This window comes from Pseudoxanthomonas sp. SGT-18, assembly GCF_003931645.1.
GTDB lineage: Bacteria > Pseudomonadota > Gammaproteobacteria > Xanthomonadales > Xanthomonadaceae > Pseudoxanthomonas.
Genome location: NZ_RRYJ01000001.1, coordinates 202,346 through 217,002, shown reverse-complemented (window position 1 = coordinate 217,002; position 14,657 = coordinate 202,346). Strand labels below are relative to the sequence as shown.

General features: G+C 71.7%; 16 protein-coding genes. 11 read left to right on the top strand and 5 right to left on the bottom strand.

Translation table 11 applies throughout. The features are described from left to right. The first annotated feature begins 22 nt into the window (after positions 1-22). Positions 23-2,320: a nitric-oxide reductase large subunit gene (locus EIM47_RS01025; protein ID WP_125075829.1), complete on the top strand. Its 2,298-nt coding sequence runs from the start codon at positions 23-25 to the stop codon at positions 2,318-2,320. A 183-nt stretch (positions 2,321-2,503) separates the two neighbouring features. Here EIM47_RS01025 and EIM47_RS01015 read toward each other — a convergent pair whose 3' ends face one another. The 3 genes from EIM47_RS01015 to EIM47_RS01005 all read right to left on the bottom strand — a co-directional run bounded on the left by EIM47_RS01015 (position 2,504) and on the right by EIM47_RS01005 (position 3,943). After that, entirely contained in the window at positions 2,504-2,824 is a 321-nt protein-coding gene (locus EIM47_RS01015) for a YkgJ family cysteine cluster protein (RefSeq protein ID WP_019398262.1), read from the bottom strand. Continuing rightward, the gene (locus tag EIM47_RS01010; protein WP_019398261.1) at positions 2,821-3,492 is read right to left on the bottom strand and encodes a methyltransferase domain-containing protein; all 672 of its coding nucleotides are present in this window, start codon (positions 3,490-3,492) and stop codon (positions 2,821-2,823) included. Before EIM47_RS01010 ends, EIM47_RS01015 begins: the two co-directional genes overlap by 4 nt. Positions 3,493-3,688: 196 nt before the next feature. After that, positions 3,689-3,943: a hypothetical protein gene (locus EIM47_RS01005; protein WP_125075827.1), complete on the bottom strand. Its 255-nt coding sequence runs from the start codon at positions 3,941-3,943 to the stop codon at positions 3,689-3,691. 141 nt (positions 3,944-4,084) lie between these two features. Here EIM47_RS01005 and EIM47_RS01000 point away from each other — a divergent pair, with 141 nt between their 5' ends. The 3 genes from EIM47_RS01000 to EIM47_RS16065 are packed head-to-tail and all read left to right on the top strand — an operon-like array spanning position 4,085 to position 5,883. Then, the gene (locus EIM47_RS01000) at positions 4,085-5,329 is read left to right on the top strand and encodes an NnrS family protein (protein ID WP_019398259.1); all 1,245 of its coding nucleotides are present in this window, start codon (positions 4,085-4,087) and stop codon (positions 5,327-5,329) included. Between the two features lie 9 nt (positions 5,330-5,338). Beyond that, complete coding sequence (locus EIM47_RS00995) at positions 5,339-5,740, top strand: SirB2 family protein (RefSeq protein ID WP_125075826.1); 402 nt, start codon at positions 5,339-5,341, stop codon at positions 5,738-5,740. An 11-nt stretch (positions 5,741-5,751) separates the two neighbouring features. Beyond that, a complete protein-coding gene (locus EIM47_RS16065; RefSeq protein ID WP_276312170.1) occupies positions 5,752-5,883 on the top strand; it encodes a hypothetical protein in 132 nt (43 codons plus the stop codon). A 10-nt stretch (positions 5,884-5,893) separates the two neighbouring features. Here the strand turns inward: EIM47_RS16065 and EIM47_RS00990 are convergent, their stop codons facing one another. Further along, the gene (locus EIM47_RS00990; protein WP_164514520.1) at positions 5,894-7,138 is read right to left on the bottom strand and encodes an alginate export family protein; all 1,245 of its coding nucleotides are present in this window, start codon (positions 7,136-7,138) and stop codon (positions 5,894-5,896) included. A gap of 56 nt (positions 7,139-7,194) precedes the next feature. On the opposite strand from EIM47_RS00990, the gene EIM47_RS00985 reads away from it, so the two are divergent. Both EIM47_RS00985 and EIM47_RS00980 read left to right on the top strand, forming a co-directional pair. Next, the gene (locus EIM47_RS00985) at positions 7,195-7,590 is read left to right on the top strand and encodes a DUF2249 domain-containing protein (RefSeq protein ID WP_240626122.1); all 396 of its coding nucleotides are present in this window, start codon (positions 7,195-7,197) and stop codon (positions 7,588-7,590) included. Beyond that, positions 7,587-8,858 (top strand): hypothetical protein, encoded by a 1,272-nt coding sequence (locus tag EIM47_RS00980; protein ID WP_125075825.1) that lies wholly within the window; start codon positions 7,587-7,589, stop codon positions 8,856-8,858. Before EIM47_RS00985 ends, EIM47_RS00980 begins: the two co-directional genes overlap by 4 nt. Positions 8,859-8,912: 54 nt before the next feature. Here EIM47_RS00980 and EIM47_RS00975 read toward each other — a convergent pair whose 3' ends face one another. After that, complete coding sequence (locus EIM47_RS00975) at positions 8,913-10,970, bottom strand: TonB-dependent copper receptor (protein ID WP_125075824.1); 2,058 nt, start codon at positions 10,968-10,970, stop codon at positions 8,913-8,915. Positions 10,971-11,210: 240 nt separating this feature from the next. On the opposite strand from EIM47_RS00975, the gene nirK reads away from it, so the two are divergent. From nirK to EIM47_RS00950, 5 genes are all read left to right on the top strand, one after another. Then, positions 11,211-12,275 carry a copper-containing nitrite reductase gene (gene nirK, locus EIM47_RS00970; RefSeq protein WP_019398253.1) on the top strand — a complete coding sequence of 355 codons (1,065 nt, stop codon included), beginning with the start codon at positions 11,211-11,213 and terminating at the stop codon, positions 12,273-12,275. Positions 12,276-12,301: 26 nt separating this feature from the next. Then, positions 12,302-13,093 carry an SUMF1/EgtB/PvdO family nonheme iron enzyme gene (locus tag EIM47_RS00965; protein ID WP_240626120.1) on the top strand — a complete coding sequence of 264 codons (792 nt, stop codon included), beginning with the start codon at positions 12,302-12,304 and terminating at the stop codon, positions 13,091-13,093. Continuing rightward, on the top strand, positions 13,090-13,710 hold the full coding sequence (locus EIM47_RS00960) for an SCO family protein (RefSeq protein ID WP_125075822.1): 621 nt from the start codon (positions 13,090-13,092) through the stop codon (positions 13,708-13,710). Before EIM47_RS00965 ends, EIM47_RS00960 begins: the two co-directional genes overlap by 4 nt. Before the next feature lie 37 nt (positions 13,711-13,747). After that, positions 13,748-14,206, top strand: a complete 459-nt coding sequence (gene azu / locus EIM47_RS00955) for an azurin (protein WP_019398250.1) — start codon at positions 13,748-13,750, stop codon at positions 14,204-14,206. Between the two features lie 75 nt (positions 14,207-14,281). Then, complete coding sequence (locus tag EIM47_RS00950; RefSeq protein ID WP_019398249.1) at positions 14,282-14,521, top strand: hypothetical protein; 240 nt, start codon at positions 14,282-14,284, stop codon at positions 14,519-14,521. Positions 14,522-14,657 lie beyond the last annotated feature (136 nt).

Here is a 14,657-nt window from a genome sequence, read left to right as displayed (position 1 = left end):
CCTTCCCCGGAGAGGCCGCATCATGGATCCAACACGCAAGCTCTGGGCAGGCCTGGCGGTCCTGCTCTTCGCCTCGTTCGCCGCCCTGTTGTGGGTCGGCAGCGAGATCCATCGCCAGGCGCCACCCATGCCCGAACAGGTGGTCACCACCGACGGCACCGTGGTCTACACCCGCGCCGACATCGAGACCGGACGCCAGGTCTGGCAGTCGATCGGCGGCCAGCAGCTGGGCTCGATCTGGGGCCACGGCGGCTACGTGGCGCCGGACTGGGGCGCGGACTGGCTGCACCGCGAGGCCGAGGCCATCCTCGATGCCTGGGCCGCGCGCGAGCATGGCGTCGATTCGTACAAGCAGCTGGACGAACCGACCCAGGCCGCGTACGCCAAGCGCGTGCAGGCACTGCTGCGGCCCAACACCTGGGACGCGGACAGCGGCACCATCACCCTCGACGCCGAGCGCGCCGCGGCGATGGCGAAGGTTTCCGCGCACTACGAGAGCCTGTTCTCCAACGACCCGGCCACGGCGGAGCTGCGCGAGGCCTATGCCATGCGCAACGACGCGGTGCCGGACGCCGGGCATCGCCGCCAGCTGGCGGCGTTCTACTGGTGGGCGGCCTGGGCCTCGGTGACCGAGCGTCCGGGCTCGGAGATCAGCTACACCGCCAACTGGCCGCATGACGAACTGGTCGGCAACACGCCGCCGTCCAACCTCCTGATCTGGACGGTGTTCAGCGTGCTGTTCCTGATCGCCGGCGTCGGCCTGCTGGGCTGGCACTACGCCACCGGCCACGGCGAGGAAATGCAGCCGGTGCTGCCCAAGTCCGATCCGCTGGCGCTGATCAGGGTCACCCCGTCCATGCGCGCCACCGCCAAGTACTTCTGGGTGGTGATCGCGCTGTTCCTGGTGCAGATCCTGCTGGGCGCGACCACCGCGCACTACCAGGTCGAGGGCCAGGAGGCCTACGGCTTCGCCCTGGCCGAGATCCTTCCCTACGCGCTGACCCGCACCTGGCATACCCAGCTGGCCGTGCTGTGGATCGCCACCGCGTGGCTGGGCATGGGCCTGTACATCGCCCCGGCCATCTCCGGGCACGAGCCGAAGTTCCAGCGCCTGGGCGTCAACGTGCTGTGGACCTGCCTGCTGGTGATCGTGGTCGGTTCCTTCGCCGGACAGTGGATGGCGGTGATGCAGAAGCTGGGCCTGGCCCACAACTTCTGGTTCGGCCACCAGGGCTGGGAATACGTCGACCTTGGCCGGTTCTGGCAGTGGTTCCTGTTCGTCGGCCTGCTGCTGTGGCTGGTACTGGTCGGCCGCGCCCTGTGGCCGGCGATGCGCAAGGGCGCGCAGTCGCGCTCGATCGTGGGCCTGCTGTTCCTGTCGGTGGTCGCGATCGGCGTGTTCTATTCGGCCGGCCTGATGTGGGGCGAGCACAGCCACCTGTCGATGGTCGAGTACTGGCGCTGGTGGGTGGTGCACCTGTGGGTGGAAGGCTTCTTCGAGGTGTTCGCGGTGGCGGTGATGGCCTTCCTGTTCACCCGCCTGGGCCTGCTGCAGGTGCGTTCGGCGACCGTCGCGGTGCTGTTCGCCACCATCATCTTCATGGCCGGCGGCGTGCTCGGCACCCTGCACCACCTGTACTTCACCGGCACCCCGACCGCCGTCATCGGCCTGGGCGCCAGCTTCTCGGCTCTGGAAGTGGTGCCGCTGGCCTACGTCGGCTTCGAGGCCTGGCACAACTACCGGCTGGGCAAGGCCACGCCGTGGATGGCGCGCTACAGGTGGCCGATCATGTTCTTCCTGGCGGTGTCGTTCTGGAACCTGGTGGGCGCCGGCCTGTTCGGCTTCCTGATCAACCCGCCGCTGCCGCTGTACTACATGCAGGGCCTGAACCTGACCGCCAACCACGGCCACACCGCGATGTTCGGCGTGTACGGCATGCTCGGCATCGGCCTGATGCTGTTCTGCCTGCGCGGGCTCAAGCCCGACCTGCAGTGGAGCGAGCGCCTGCTGAAGACCTGCTTCTGGTCGCTCAACATCGGCCTGGCCGGGATGTCGCTGTTCACCCTGCTGCCGCTGGGCATCCTGCAGCTGGACGCGGCGATCGAGCACGGCTACTGGTTCGCGCGCTCGGCGGAGTTCATGCAGCAGCCGATCATCGACCTGCTGGTGTGGATGCGCGTCCCTGCCGACACGCTGTTCAGCGTCGGCGCGCTGGCCCTGGCCTGGTTCGTGTTCCGGCTGTGGGTGGCGCCCAAGCGCGGCGCCCCGGCCTCGTCCGCCACCACGGTGGCCGCGGCGGCGATCATGCCGCGGCGCTGAGTCCGGCATCCGATGCAAAGGGACGGGCCGCATTCGCGGCCCGTCTTCTTTTTCCCCGGGTGGCCACATGGCACGTGCCGCGCGGTGCGGCGCGGGGCGCCCGAGGTGCGGCGCATCGTCCCCGCCGGGTCCGGTGGCGCGGCCGGGAGGCTGCCCCGCTCCCGGAGGGAGAAGGGCCCATGGTCAACGCAGCAACAGGGGGATCGTCCCGCGTGCCGCGTGTTCGCTGCGCACCGAGCGGCAATAGGGGCCATTCATCACGAAACGCCGGCAGGTATCCGGGCGGTCGTCGTAGATGCCGCAGTTGCGATGCTCCGCATCCAGCGCCACGCACCAGCCATCGGCGCCGTGCGCCATCACCCGTGCCCCGCCGGGCAGCAGCTCGGTCAGGTGTTCGGGGACATGGTCGTCATCGTCCAGCACCACCGTCAGCCGGCAGCACACCGCGTCGCAACGGCTGCACTCGGCCGCGCAGCGCGCGTGCCGGGCGCCGTGGCGGCTCATGCCTGGCCGCCGGGAACGCCGCGGGTGTAGTGCAGCAGCCGCCCGCGGTAGGGCGGCGCCTCGCCAGGCTGCAATGCGCAGCGCCGCTCCTCCAGGGCGAAGCCGCGCGCGGCCAGCTGGCGGTTGAGGTGCGCGCTGTTGCCGCGCCCCGGGTCGGCCACCAGCACCTCGGCGGCCGCGTGCGCGTGGCGGTCGATCACCCCGCCCAGCAGCGGCGCGTGCGCGGTCTCGTAGAGCACGTCGCTGGCGATGATCAGGTCGAAACGGCCCAGCTCCGGCAGCGGCGCGTCCCATTGCAGGTGGCGGTAGTGCAGCGCCGGCAGCTCGTTGAGCGCGGCGTTGTAGGCCAGGAACACCTCGGCCAGCGGGTGCATGTCCGAGGCGACCACGTCGGCGCCGCGCCGTTGCAGCACCAGGCTGGCCAGGCCGATGCCGCAGCCCAGCTCGAGGATGCGCTTGCCGCGGATGTCGAAGTCCTGCATCGCCCGCGCCAGCAGCTGCCCGGCCGGCCACAGCTGGCCGAACAGCGCCCACTGCGCCGAGGAGATGCCTAGGCGCTCGCCGTGCCCGTCCGGATCCCAGAACTGCTGGCGATCGGCGAGCACGCGCAGGCGGTAGTCGTGGCCGCCGATGGCGACGTGTTCTTGGCGGGTTTCGTAGCCAGGCATGTGCTGCTCCCCGGGCTTGGCCGCGCAGGGCGGGCCTCTCAGGTGTGGAAGGGAGCGAATCGGGGCCGCAAGGCCGCGCGGGACGCGCGTGGGAGCACGGAGCTCGCCGCCATGGTACCACCCGGGCCGATGAACCCAGGCCCAAGCGCCGGGCGGGCGCCGCCGCGCGCCACGCCCGGAGGGACATCCGGGGAACTCAGCCGCCGCTGCAGGAGCAGCCGCAACCGCAGCCGCCGCCGGCACCGGCCGGGGTTGGCGCGACAGGGATCCCGGCCACGGCGAGGATGCGGTCCACTTCTTCCGGGTCAAGCACGGTGAGGACCTGGACGCTGCTGTGGTCCGGGTCCAGCGCCACCTGCGCGCCGGGATCGTGCGGGCGCAGCGCCGCGCTGATGGCGGCCAGGCGCGACAGGCCGGCGCCGGTATCGGCCTGGGCGGAGGGATGGCTCATGCGTTCCTCGTGGCGTGATCGGAGTGGCCGCACGTTAGGCAGCACACTCGCCTCCCGCCTTGACCCTGGTCAAACCCGGCGCAACGCTCCGGGCTGACCTGGGTCAAGGCGGCATCCCTGGGCGGGAGACAGACTGCGCCCATGCACATCGAGACCGTTCCCCTGCCCCGCCGCGGCCATGCGCGGCCCTCGCCTGCCTGGCTCGCGCATGCCCCGCACCGGCTGATGTTCTTCATCGGCGCGGCCAATGTGCTGCTGGCGATGCTGTGGTGGGCGCTGTGGCTGGTGTCCGCGCGCTGGGGCGCGTGGACCATGCCGGAGTTGCCGGTTCCCGCCGGATGGCTGCACGCCTTCCTGATGCAGTACCTGGTGCTGCCCAGCTTCGTGTTCGGCTTCCTGCTGACCGTGTTCCCGCGCTGGATGGGACTGCCGGAACTGCAGCGCCACCACTACCTGCCGGTGGGCGCCGGCCTGATGGGCGGGCAGCTGGCGATCCTGCTCGGGGCCGCCGGCTGGGAAGCAGGCCTGACCGTGGGCCTGTGGATGGCACTGGCGGGCTGGAGTACCGCGCTGTTCCTGCTGGGCCGCCTGCTGGTCGACGAGCGCGGCCGCACCTGGCACGCCCGCTCCTGCTTCGCCGCGTTGCTGCTGGGCTGGCTGGGCCTGGCCATGTTCCTGGCCTTCGTGCTGGGTGCATCGGCGCAATGGGCCTTCGCCAGCATCAAGCTGGGGAGCTTCGGCCTGCTGCTGCCGCTTTACGTCACCGTCGCCCATCGCATGTTCCCGTTCTTCGCCGGCAATGCCGTGCCCGGCTACCGCGCCTGGCGGCCGCTGTGGTGGCTGCTGGCGGTGTGGGTGCTGGCGCTGGCCCATCTGGCCCTGGAGCTGGTGCACGGCTACGCCTGGCTGTGGACCACCGATGCGCCGCTGCTGGCGCTCACCGCACTGGCCGTGTGGCGCTGGTGGCCGCGCGCGCGCATGCCGGGCCTGCTGGCGGTGCTGTTCATCGGCACCGCATGGCTGCCGGTGACCTTCGGCCTGTACGTGGCGCAGAGCCTGGCCTATGGGCTCACCGGCGAATTCATCCTGGGACGTGCGCCGATGCACGCGCTGTTCATCGGCTTCTTCGGCAGCCTGCTGGTGGCGATGGTCACCCGCGTGACCCAGGGCCATTCCGGGCGTCCGCTGCGGATGTACGGCATCGCCTGGTTCGCGTTCGTGGCGATCCAGGTCGTGGCCACCCTGCGCATCCTGGCCGACGTGCTGCCCGATCCGGGGCTGTGGCAGGCACTGGCCGCGGTCGGCTGGCTGCTGGCGCTGTCGCCGTGGGTGGCGCGCATCGGCCATGTCTACCTCACCCCGCGCCGCGACGGTCGTCCCGGCTGAGCCACTCCCATGATCGAGTTCTATCCGCAGATCAAGGTCGTCCACGTCAGCGCCGTGATGCTCAGCGGCAGCTTCTTCGCCCTGCGCGGGCTATCGCTGCTGGCAGGCCTGCAATGGCCCCGGCACGCGTTGCCGCGCTACCTCAGCTACACGATCGACACCGTGCTGCTGACCGCGGCGCTGATGCTGCTGACCATCCTGCCGCGCGAGCTGTACGCCAACGGCTGGCTGCTGGTGAAGCTGGGCTTCGTCGCCAGCTACGTGGTGCTGGGCATCCTCGCCTTCCGTCCGCGCCGCGGGCCCGGGGCGCGCGGGGGACTGCTGGCCGCCGCGGCGCTGTGCTTCCTGCAGGCCTACTGCATCGCCCGCGCCCACCATCCATTAGGCGCGCTCTACCTGCTCGGCGGCTGAGCGGAGGAACCATGGAACACGAGTGCCCCGAGCTTCCCGATCCGTGCCTGGCGGCCAGCCCGCTGCTGCAGGAATCCTGCGATGCGGCGGGCGTGGCGCTGTCCCTGGAAGCGGTGCCGCCGGCGGATCCTGCCGCCGGCTAGCCAGTCCCGCTCAGTAGCTGTACTGCAGCTGCAGCCAGAGCTTGCCGGTGTCGGCGCTGTAAGCCGGGTCGTCGCTGCGGTAGCGGGCCAGCTTCAGCAGGCCGGTCAGGCCCTGCACGCCCGGTACCGCGTGCGCGTAGGAGACATCCAGCTCCCGTCCATAGCTGCCGCCGCCGCGCTCGGCGGCGAAGTCGTGGTACCAGGCCTGCAGGCTGCCGCCGGCCAGCGGCACGGTGGCGCCCGCGTAGCGGTCGTCCACGCCCTGCGCCGGCGTGGTCAGGAACACGTCGGCCCAGCCCTGGAAGGCATGCCGGGTCGCCAGCGGGGTCTGGAAGGCCCGGTTGCCCTCGCCCTCGCCGCCGCCCAGCGACTCGTACCCGGCCTTCAGCACGCTGCCGCCGGCCAGGGCGTAGCCCAGCTCGGCCAGTACGTAGCGGCTGTCGAGCCGCCACGGGTTGCCCGCAAGGTCCCGCTGGCGCGCGTATTCGCCCGCATAGCTCCATCGGCCCCGGCTTCCCTCCAGGCGCAGGCCGCTGGTGCGGCTGTCCAGGGTGCCCAGCGGCGCGGCCGCGGTGACCGCCATGTCCTCCAGTTCCACCCGGTAGTGGTAGGCGACCAGGCGCAGCGGCGGCGCAAGCTGCAGCGCGGCGCGCAGCAGATGGCTGTCGCCGCTGCTGTCGGAGGGGTTGGCACCGGTGGAGGCGCTGCTGTCGGCCGGCCCGAAGATGGTGCTGACCCCGCCGATCCAGGCGTAATCCAGCGCCAGGCGCGGCGTGGCGGCCAGCTGCAGGTGCACGCCGTCGTAGGTCTGTTCGTTCTGCCGCCACGCGCTGCCGCCGACGAAGCGCTGGTTGTCCAGGTTGATCCGCTGCCGGCCCAGGGTCGCGACGGTGCGGGTGCCGGCGTGGCGCAGCAGGGCCTGGTTGATCTCCGCGCCGGCCGGATCGGCGACCACGGGATAGGCGCGGCGGCCATTGCGGGTGTCGTTGTAGCGACCATCGTCCTGGCCCAGCACCGCGTCGGCCTCGGCCAGCGCCGACCAGCCATGCCACGGCGCGCTGCGTGCGCCCACGCGCAGGCGCAAGGTGTTGGCGACCGCATCCTCGCCGAAGCCGGACTGGTCGACGCGTTCATGGCGGTAGCGCAGGTCGAGCCAGGTGCCGGGGCCTGCGTCCTGCGCGGCCAACGCGGGCAGGGGAAGCATGGCCAGGGCAACCAGGGGTGCGACGTGGCGCGGACGGTATTGGGCAGTCATGGGGGAGCCGGAGTGTGGGGTTGCGCGCACGCTAGGCCCGCCAGCGCCAGCGAGCCATGAGCAGGGTCAAGACGCCGCGGCGGCGGAGTGATCCGCGCACGCGGCTGACGTACGTCAATGCGCCGCGGCAGCCGCGCTGCGAACGTGCAGCGGCCTGCACCCGCCCGCCGATCGCCATGTCCCATCTGCTCGACCTGCGCCACCTGCCGCCACCCGAACCAATGCAGCGCATCCTCGATGCGCTGGAGGTCCTGCCCGTACGCGCGGTCCTGGTGGCGCTGACGCCGTTCCGTCCGGTACCCCTGCTACCCATGCTGGAAGCGCAAGGCTGGGCATGGCGGCTGCGAGATCTGCCCGAAGGCGGTTGCCGCATCGCGATCTGGCGGCGGCCGCGCAGCCGGGCCGGCTCCATCGCTGCGCCCGCTGCGGGCGCGGCAACGGCACGGGCATGAGCGGCCTGGCCTTCGCCAGCGCGCCGCCGGCGGTGCGGCCGCTGCGCTTCCTGCTGTGCGCGCCTGCGTGGGGCGTGGTTGCCGGCGCACTGCTGGTCGCCGACCCGCACCTCCTGGACGGCGGACGCTGGTCGCCGCCGGTGGTGGCCATGGTACATGTGTTCACCCTGGGCGTGCTTGGCAACGCCATGCTCGGCAGCCTGCTGCAGTTCCTGCCGGTGGCCGCCGGCACGCCGGTGCGCGCCGGGCGCCTGCTGCCGCTGGCGCATGCGGCGCTGAACCTGGGCCTGGTCCTGTTCGTGCTGGCGTTGTACCGCTGGCCTGCCGTGCTGCCCGCGGCGGCGACCCTGCTGGCGGCATCGTTGTTGCCCGTGCTCGCCCCGCCGCTGCCGGCGCTGCTGCGCCAGGGCACGCAGCGGCTGCTGCGCGCGGGCATCGGCGCGGCGCTGCTGGCACTGGCGGCGACGGCGTTGCTGGGCGTGGTGGCGACCGCAGTGCTGCGCGGCTACCTCATGCTGCCCCTGGACCAGGTGGTGGACGCCCACGCCATGCTCGGTGGCGGCGGCTGGCTGCTTGGCTTGCTGGCGGCAGTCGGCGGGGTGACCGTGCCCATGTTCCAGGGCACCGCGCAGGTGGCGCCACGCGCGCAGCGCGCCTGGACCCTGGCGGCGGTGGTCCTGCCGCTGGCCGCGGCAGTGGCGCGATTGCTTGGCATGCCGGCGACCGTGGTCACGCTGGCCCTCGCCCTGCAGGCCGGCGTCCTTGCCGCGGCGGTGCTGCGGCTGCAATGGCATGCGCCGCACCGGCGCAATCCGGCGCTGGTGCGCTTCTGGTGCGCCGGCTGCATCGCACTGTGCCTGGCGGCCGCGGCGGCCTGCGCGGGTGCAGCCGGCGCTCCAGGCCTGGAAGCACCGGCGTGGGCCATGCTTGCGGGTGTGCTGGGCCTGGGCGTCGGTGCGCCGCTGCTGGTCACCGGCATGCTGCTGGAGATCGTTGCATTCATCGCCTGGGTGGACCTGCGCGGCCGCTGCCCGCGCGGCATGCGCATTCCCGCGGTGGGCCGCCTGCAGCCGGAGGAAGACAAGCGCCGCGTCCTGGCCCTGCACCTGGTCGCAGCGCTGCTGCTGCCGGCCGCGTTCCTCGGACCGCTGGCGACGCTTGCCGCCGGCCTGGCCCTGTCTGCGGCGCATGCGGCAACCGCGCTCTGCCTGCTGCGTTGCCTGCGACGCGCGCGCCACTTCCGGCTGCATACGGAAGCCTACCGATGAGGTGCGGATATCCGGCGGCGGTCCCCGACAGCGCCGCCACCGGCAACATCCGGCTCAGTAGCTGAAGTTGAGCTTGATCCAGGCCGTGCGCCCCGGCTCGGCGATGCGCTCCGGCTCGGAGGGGTAGCCGAAACCACTGTTGCCGGCGGCATTGAGGTGCTCGCGGTAATCGCGGTCGAACAGGTTGTCGATGCCCGCGGCCAGCTGCACGCGCTGCCCGAAGCGGTAGCCGCCGTTGAGCGAGAACACCGCGAAGCCCGGGCTCGGGCCCAGGTCGCGGCCGACCACGTTGCCCTGCCCGGTATTGCTGCGGTGCTGGGCCGCGGCCACGCGCAGCAGCGCGCCCCAGGACCAGGGACCGCGCTCGCCACTGGCGGTCAGGCGCGCCTCCAGCGGCGGCATCTGCGGCAGCGCGCCCTCCGTGGTCCGGCCCCAGGCATAGGCCAGGGCGCCGCCCAGCTTCAGCCCGGGCCGCGGCTTCCAGTCCGCGCCCAGTTCGCCGCCGGCGATGTCCGCATCCAGGTTCCGTGCACGCGTGCTGCCTCCCATCATCCCGCCGGGGAGATAGTCGAACACGATGTAGTCGTCGATCCGCCCGGCGTAGACCGAGGCCCAGGCTTCCACCTTGCCGGCGCGGTACTGCAGGCCGGCGTCGAGCTGGGTGGTGCGCTCCGGCTGCAGACCGATGAAGGCATTGACCGCGCCCTGCGGCCCCATCGTGGGCGAGAACAGCTCCCAGTAGTCCGGCATGCGCTCGGCGTGGCCGAAGCCGGCATACCAGCCGAAGCGCCCGGCCATGTCGTGCTCGTAGCGGACGAAGCCGCCGGCGAGGGTTTCCCCGCGGCGCTGGCCCGCGGTCGGGTTGGGCATGGCGTCCATGCCGCTGCCGGTGCGCGCGCGACGGTCCTCGGCACGGGCGCGGTCCACGCGCAGGCCGGACATCAGGTGGTGCACCTCGTCGATGTGCCAGTGCGATTCGGCGAACGCGCCGACGGTGCGGGTGCGTGCGTCATGGGTCCAGGGCGCCTGGCGCCAGGCGTCGCGGCCCATGCCGCTGCGCCGGCGGTGTTCGCCCTGCCTGCCGTCCACGCCGGCGGTCACCTCCCAGCGGCCGTGCTGGAAGGTCAGGGCAATGCGCCCGCCCTCGCTGGTGTCGCCGACATTGCTGGCCATCGGCATGGGCATGGCCGAATCCGGATCCGGGTCGCGCAGGCTGTAGTTGTCCATCACGTGGTCGACCTCGTTGCGGTAGAGGCTGGCCACCACCGCATCGAGCACGCCACCCATGTGCTTCCTTTCAAAGCGCAGGCCGAGGCTGTCGCGGCGGAACCGCGAGCCGTCCATGCCGCGGCCGGCATAGCGGGCTTCGGCATCGCCGGTGCCAGCCGACAGCTCCAGCACGGTGTCCGCATCCGGGGTCCAGCCGATTGCCGCGTCGGCGTTCCACTTGTCCCAGGCCGAGGGCACGCGGCGGCCGTCACCGGCGCGGTAGTCGCTGGCCTCCGAACGGTTGCCGGCGACACGCGCATAACCGCGCGGGGTGCCGGCACTGGCATCCAGCACCTGGTCGTTGCGGCCGTTGCCGCCGGCCAGCAGGCTGCCTTGGGCACGCACGCCCGGGCGGTCGAAGTACGGGATCTCGCGCTCGAAGCGCACCGTGCCGGCCGAGGCGCCGCCTCCCCACAGCACGGTCTGAGGACCCTTCACGACGGTCAGGCGGTCGTAGGTCTCCGGCGCGATGTAGGACATGGCGTTGTCCATGCGCGAGGGACAGGCGCCGCTGAGCACGCCGTCGTTGGTGAGCAGGGCGATGCGCGAGCCGAACATGCCGCGCAGTACCGGATCGCCGTTGGTGCCGCCACTGCGCAGGGTGGAGAAGCCGGGGATGGTCTTCAGGTAGTCGGCGCCATCGCTGGCGGGGACCGGCTGGCGCGGCAGCTTCGGATCGGTGGTGAAGGTGGCCGCGGCCACCGGGGCCACGCCCAGCACCACCACCCCATCCAGGTCGGTGGTGGCCAGTTCGGCATGGACATGCCCGTCCGCGGCCACGGCGGCGGGGACGGCGGCGCAAAGCGCGGCGACCAGGGCATGGGCAAGGGGATTGCGGATCATGGCTGCGCCTCGTGCGCGTTGCCTCGGGGTACGGGCAGTCTTCGCGCCGGCCGCCGCATGCGCCTTGATGGTGGTCAATCGCAAGCCCCCGCAGGCGGCCGCCATGCACCGGCTTGACCTGGGTCAAGTGGAGCGCAGGTCGTGCCCGCCGCGGGTAGCGGATTGATGCAAATCAAGGTCCGTCCGGTGGCGTACGCGCACTGTTCGTCCCGCAGCCCAACGAGACGAAAGAGACGAAACATGAAGATCCGTCACCACCTGGCCATCGGCGCGCTTTCGGCGGCAATCGCCCTGGCTTCCGCTCCCGCCTTCGCCGCCAAGGCCAAGGCTTCCGATGCCCCGCTGCCGGTCGTGCAGGCGCAGCTGACCGCGCCGCCGCTGGTCCCGGCCCCGATCTCGCGCAAGACCCCGGCCAAGGTCGTGGTCGACCTGGAGATGGTCGAGAAGGAGATGCAGCTGGACGACGGCGTCACCTACAACTTCTGGACGTTCGGCGGCTCGGTCCCCGGCAGCTTCATCCGCGTCCGCGAGGGCGACACGGTGGAGTTCCGGCTGAAGAACCACCACAGCTCGCACTTCTCCCACAACATCGACCTGCACGCGGTGACCGGCCAGGGCGGCGGCGCCGAGGCCACCTTCACCCTGCCCGGCCGCGAGACGCAGTTCACGTTCAAGGCGCTCAACCCCGGCCTGTACGTCTACCACTGCGCGATGGCCCCGGTGGCGATGCACGTGGCCAACGGCATGTACGGCCTGATCCTGGTCGAACCGGAGGAAGGCATGGAGCCGGTGGACAAGGAGTTCTACGTCATGCAGGGCGACTTCTACACCGAGGGTGCCAACGGCGAGAAAGGCCTGCAGGCCTTCAGCCTGGAGAAGGGCATCGCCGAGGATCCGACCTACGTGGTGTTCAACGGCTCGGTCGGCGCGCTGACCGGCGACAACGCGCTGCAGGCCAACGCCGGCGAGAAGATCCGCATGTACGTCGGCAACGGCGGCCCCAACCTGACCTCCAGCTTCCACGTCATCGGCGAGATCTTCGACAAGGTCTACTTCGAGGGCGGCAGCAAGTACCAGGAGAACGTGCAGACCACGCTGATCCCGGCCGGCGGCTCGGCCATCGTCGAGTTCAAGGCCGACGTGCCCGGCAACTTCGTGCTGGTCGACCACAGCCTGTTCCGCGCCTTCCACAAGGGCACGCTGGGCATCCTCAAGGTCGACGGCGAGAAGCGCCCGGAGATCTACACCGGCCAGCAGCACGACGTCGAGTACCCGGAAGCCGAACCCCAGGGCCACCAGCACTGAGCGCAGCCGCCGCCATGTCCCGCAGCATGCCCCTGTCCACCACCCTCGCCGCCGTCCTGGCGCTGGCTCCGGCCCTGGCCGGGGCCGCCGCCACCGACGCGGCGTCCGGCGGCGGGATCGCATGGCGGTCCATTCCCGGCGGCGCGTTCCGTTCGGCGGTGCGCTTCGAGGAGGAGCGGCCGGTGCTGCCGGTGGCGCCGTTCCAGCTGATGGAGCGCCCGGTCAGCAACGCCCAGTTCGCCGCATTCGTGGCGCGCCGCCCCGAGTGGCGGCGCGACCGCATCCCCGCGCTGTTCTCCAGTCCCGGCTACCTGGGCCACTGGGAAAGTGCCGACGCCCCCGGCGCCAGGCTGGACCCGGACGCACCGGTGGTGCACGTGAACTGGTACGCCGCCGATGCGTTCTGCCGCGAGGCTGGCGGGCGCCTGCCGGACTTCCTCGAGTGGGAATTCGCCGCGGCCGCCGACGCCACCCGCGCCGATGCCCGCCACGACCGCCAGTGGCGCCTGCGCCAGGCCAACGACGGCACCCCGCACGCGCCCGATGCCGCGGCGGACGCCCCGGCCAACGTGTACGGCGTCCGTGGCCTGCACGGCGCCTACTGGGAATGGACCGGCGACGCCACCTCGTTGCTGGGCGGCGGCGACCGCCGCGGCCGCGACGACGGCGACGCCCTGCAGTACTGCGGCGCCTCGGCCATGGCCTTCAACGATCCGGCCGACTACGGCGTGGTCAAGCGCTTCGTCCTGCTGTCGGCCCTTACGCCCGGTGCCACCCTCGGCAACCTGGGCTTCCGCTGCGCGAGGAGCCAGCCATGAACCACCACTTCAAACCCCTGCGTACCGCCCTGGGCCTGGCCCTGGCGCTATCCCTGTGCGGGCCGCTGCCGGTCGCCCTGGCCGCGCTGGCCGGGCCGGACGCGCCCGCGGCGACCATGCTGCCCGGCAGTTCGCTGTACCAGGTCGATGCCGGCCTGACCGACCAGCACGGCCAGCCGCTGCGCTGGTCCGACCTGCACGGCCGGCCGCAGCTGGTGTCGATGTTCTACGCCAACTGCCACCTGATGTGCCCGCTGATCCTGGAGAACGCCAAGGCCCTGCAGAAGCAGCTGGGCGCCGACGGCGAACGCCTGGGCGTGGCGGTCATCACCCTGGACCCGGCGCGCGACACCCCGCAGGCCCTGGCCGCGGTCGCCGCCGACCACCGCACGCCCGCCGCCTGGCGCTACCTGCGCCCGGAACCGGACGCGGTCCGCGCCCTGGCCAGCGTGTTGGGCGTACGCTACCGCTTCCGCGACGACGGCAGCATCAACCACACCAGCGTACTGGTGCTGCTCGACGCCGAGGGCCGCGAGGTCGCACGCTCCGAAGTCACGGGCATCGCGCCCGATCCCGCATTCGTGCAACAGGTCCGCGCCACGCTGGCCGCGGACTGACGCTTCCATCCATCCCCGTCAAACCGGAGTAACCACCATGAAGAACCGCACCCGTATCCTCGCTGCCCTGGCCCTGATGGGCGCCGCCGGCATGGCCCAGGCCGCCGGCAACTGCACCATCTCGCTCAAGGGCGACGACGCCATGAAGTTCGACCTGAAGGAGGCCACCGTCTCGGCCAGCTGCCCGACCATCACCGTCGAGCTGGCGCACACCGGCAAGCTGCCGGTCACCGCGATGGGCCACAACGTGGTCATCAGCAAGACCGCCGACATGGCCGGCATCGCCCGCGACGGCATCAAGGCCGGCGCCGCCAACGCCTACGTGCCCAAGGGCGACGCCCGCGTGATCGCGCACACCGACCTGGTGGGCGGCGGCCAGAAGACCAAGATCACCTTCCCCGGCAAGGCCCTGGCCGCCGGCGGCGACTACAGCTTCTTCTGCAGCTTCCCGGGCCACTCGGCCATGATGAAGGGCAAGCTGGTCGTCACCAAGTAAGTCCCGCGCCACCCGTGCCGCCGAGGCACGGGTGGCCCGTTCCCGGCCGCGACGCGGCCCCAAGGGGATTCCCGCATGGAACTGGACATCCGCATCGATCCGACGCGGGTCGACCTGGCACGCATCGAGCAGGCCCTGCTGGAAAGCGACCCGGCCGCCCTCGTGGACCTGGACCCGGCCAGCGGCCACCTGCGCGTGGCCACCTGCGCCGGCACCGCCGAGGTCGGGGCGATCCTCGCCGCCGCCGGCGTCCCGGTGCCGCAGCAGGCCATCCACATCGTGCCTTCGGTGTGCTGCGGCGGCTGCAGCGGCTGAAGCGCCGCGGCGATCCGTTGATCGCCGGCATCAATACGAGACCCGCATTCAGGCCGCAAACCCGCTGTTTCCGGCCTCCGGCGGCGGGTCGTGGCGCGACGCAGGGGTAAGATCGGTCCTCCGATCCATGCCCGGC

Bases quoted from the DNA above. Each gene is read 5' to 3' on its own strand.
- EIM47_RS00985 (WP_240626122.1), top strand. From the start codon at position 7,195: ATGAGCAGGGTCAAGACGCCGCGGCGGCGGAGTGATCCGCGCACGCGG.
- EIM47_RS00990 (WP_164514520.1), bottom strand. From the start codon at position 7,138: ATGACTGCCCAATACCGTCCGCGCCACGTCGCACCCCTGGTTGCCCTG.
- EIM47_RS01000 (WP_019398259.1), top strand. From the start codon at position 4,085: ATGCACATCGAGACCGTTCCCCTGCCCCGCCGCGGCCATGCGCGGCCC.
- EIM47_RS01010 (WP_019398261.1), bottom strand. From the start codon at position 3,492: ATGCCTGGCTACGAAACCCGCCAAGAACACGTCGCCATCGGCGGCCAC.
- EIM47_RS01015 (WP_019398262.1), bottom strand. From the start codon at position 2,824: ATGAGCCGCCACGGCGCCCGGCACGCGCGCTGCGCGGCCGAGTGCAGC.
- EIM47_RS00965 (WP_240626120.1), top strand. From the start codon at position 12,302: ATGCCCCTGTCCACCACCCTCGCCGCCGTCCTGGCGCTGGCTCCGGCC.
- EIM47_RS01025 (WP_125075829.1), top strand. From the start codon at position 23: ATGGATCCAACACGCAAGCTCTGGGCAGGCCTGGCGGTCCTGCTCTTC.
- EIM47_RS16065 (WP_276312170.1), top strand. From the start codon at position 5,752: ATGGAACACGAGTGCCCCGAGCTTCCCGATCCGTGCCTGGCGGCCAGC.
- EIM47_RS00980 (WP_125075825.1), top strand. From the start codon at position 7,587: ATGAGCGGCCTGGCCTTCGCCAGCGCGCCGCCGGCGGTGCGGCCGCTG.
- EIM47_RS00950 (WP_019398249.1), top strand. From the start codon at position 14,282: ATGGAACTGGACATCCGCATCGATCCGACGCGGGTCGACCTGGCACGC.
- EIM47_RS01005 (WP_125075827.1), bottom strand. From the start codon at position 3,943: ATGAGCCATCCCTCCGCCCAGGCCGATACCGGCGCCGGCCTGTCGCGC.
- azu (WP_019398250.1), top strand. From the start codon at position 13,748: ATGAAGAACCGCACCCGTATCCTCGCTGCCCTGGCCCTGATGGGCGCC.
- EIM47_RS00995 (WP_125075826.1), top strand. From the start codon at position 5,339: ATGATCGAGTTCTATCCGCAGATCAAGGTCGTCCACGTCAGCGCCGTG.
- EIM47_RS00975 (WP_125075824.1), bottom strand. From the start codon at position 10,970: ATGATCCGCAATCCCCTTGCCCATGCCCTGGTCGCCGCGCTTTGCGCC.
- nirK (WP_019398253.1), top strand. From the start codon at position 11,211: ATGAAGATCCGTCACCACCTGGCCATCGGCGCGCTTTCGGCGGCAATC.
- EIM47_RS00960 (WP_125075822.1), top strand. From the start codon at position 13,090: ATGAACCACCACTTCAAACCCCTGCGTACCGCCCTGGGCCTGGCCCTG.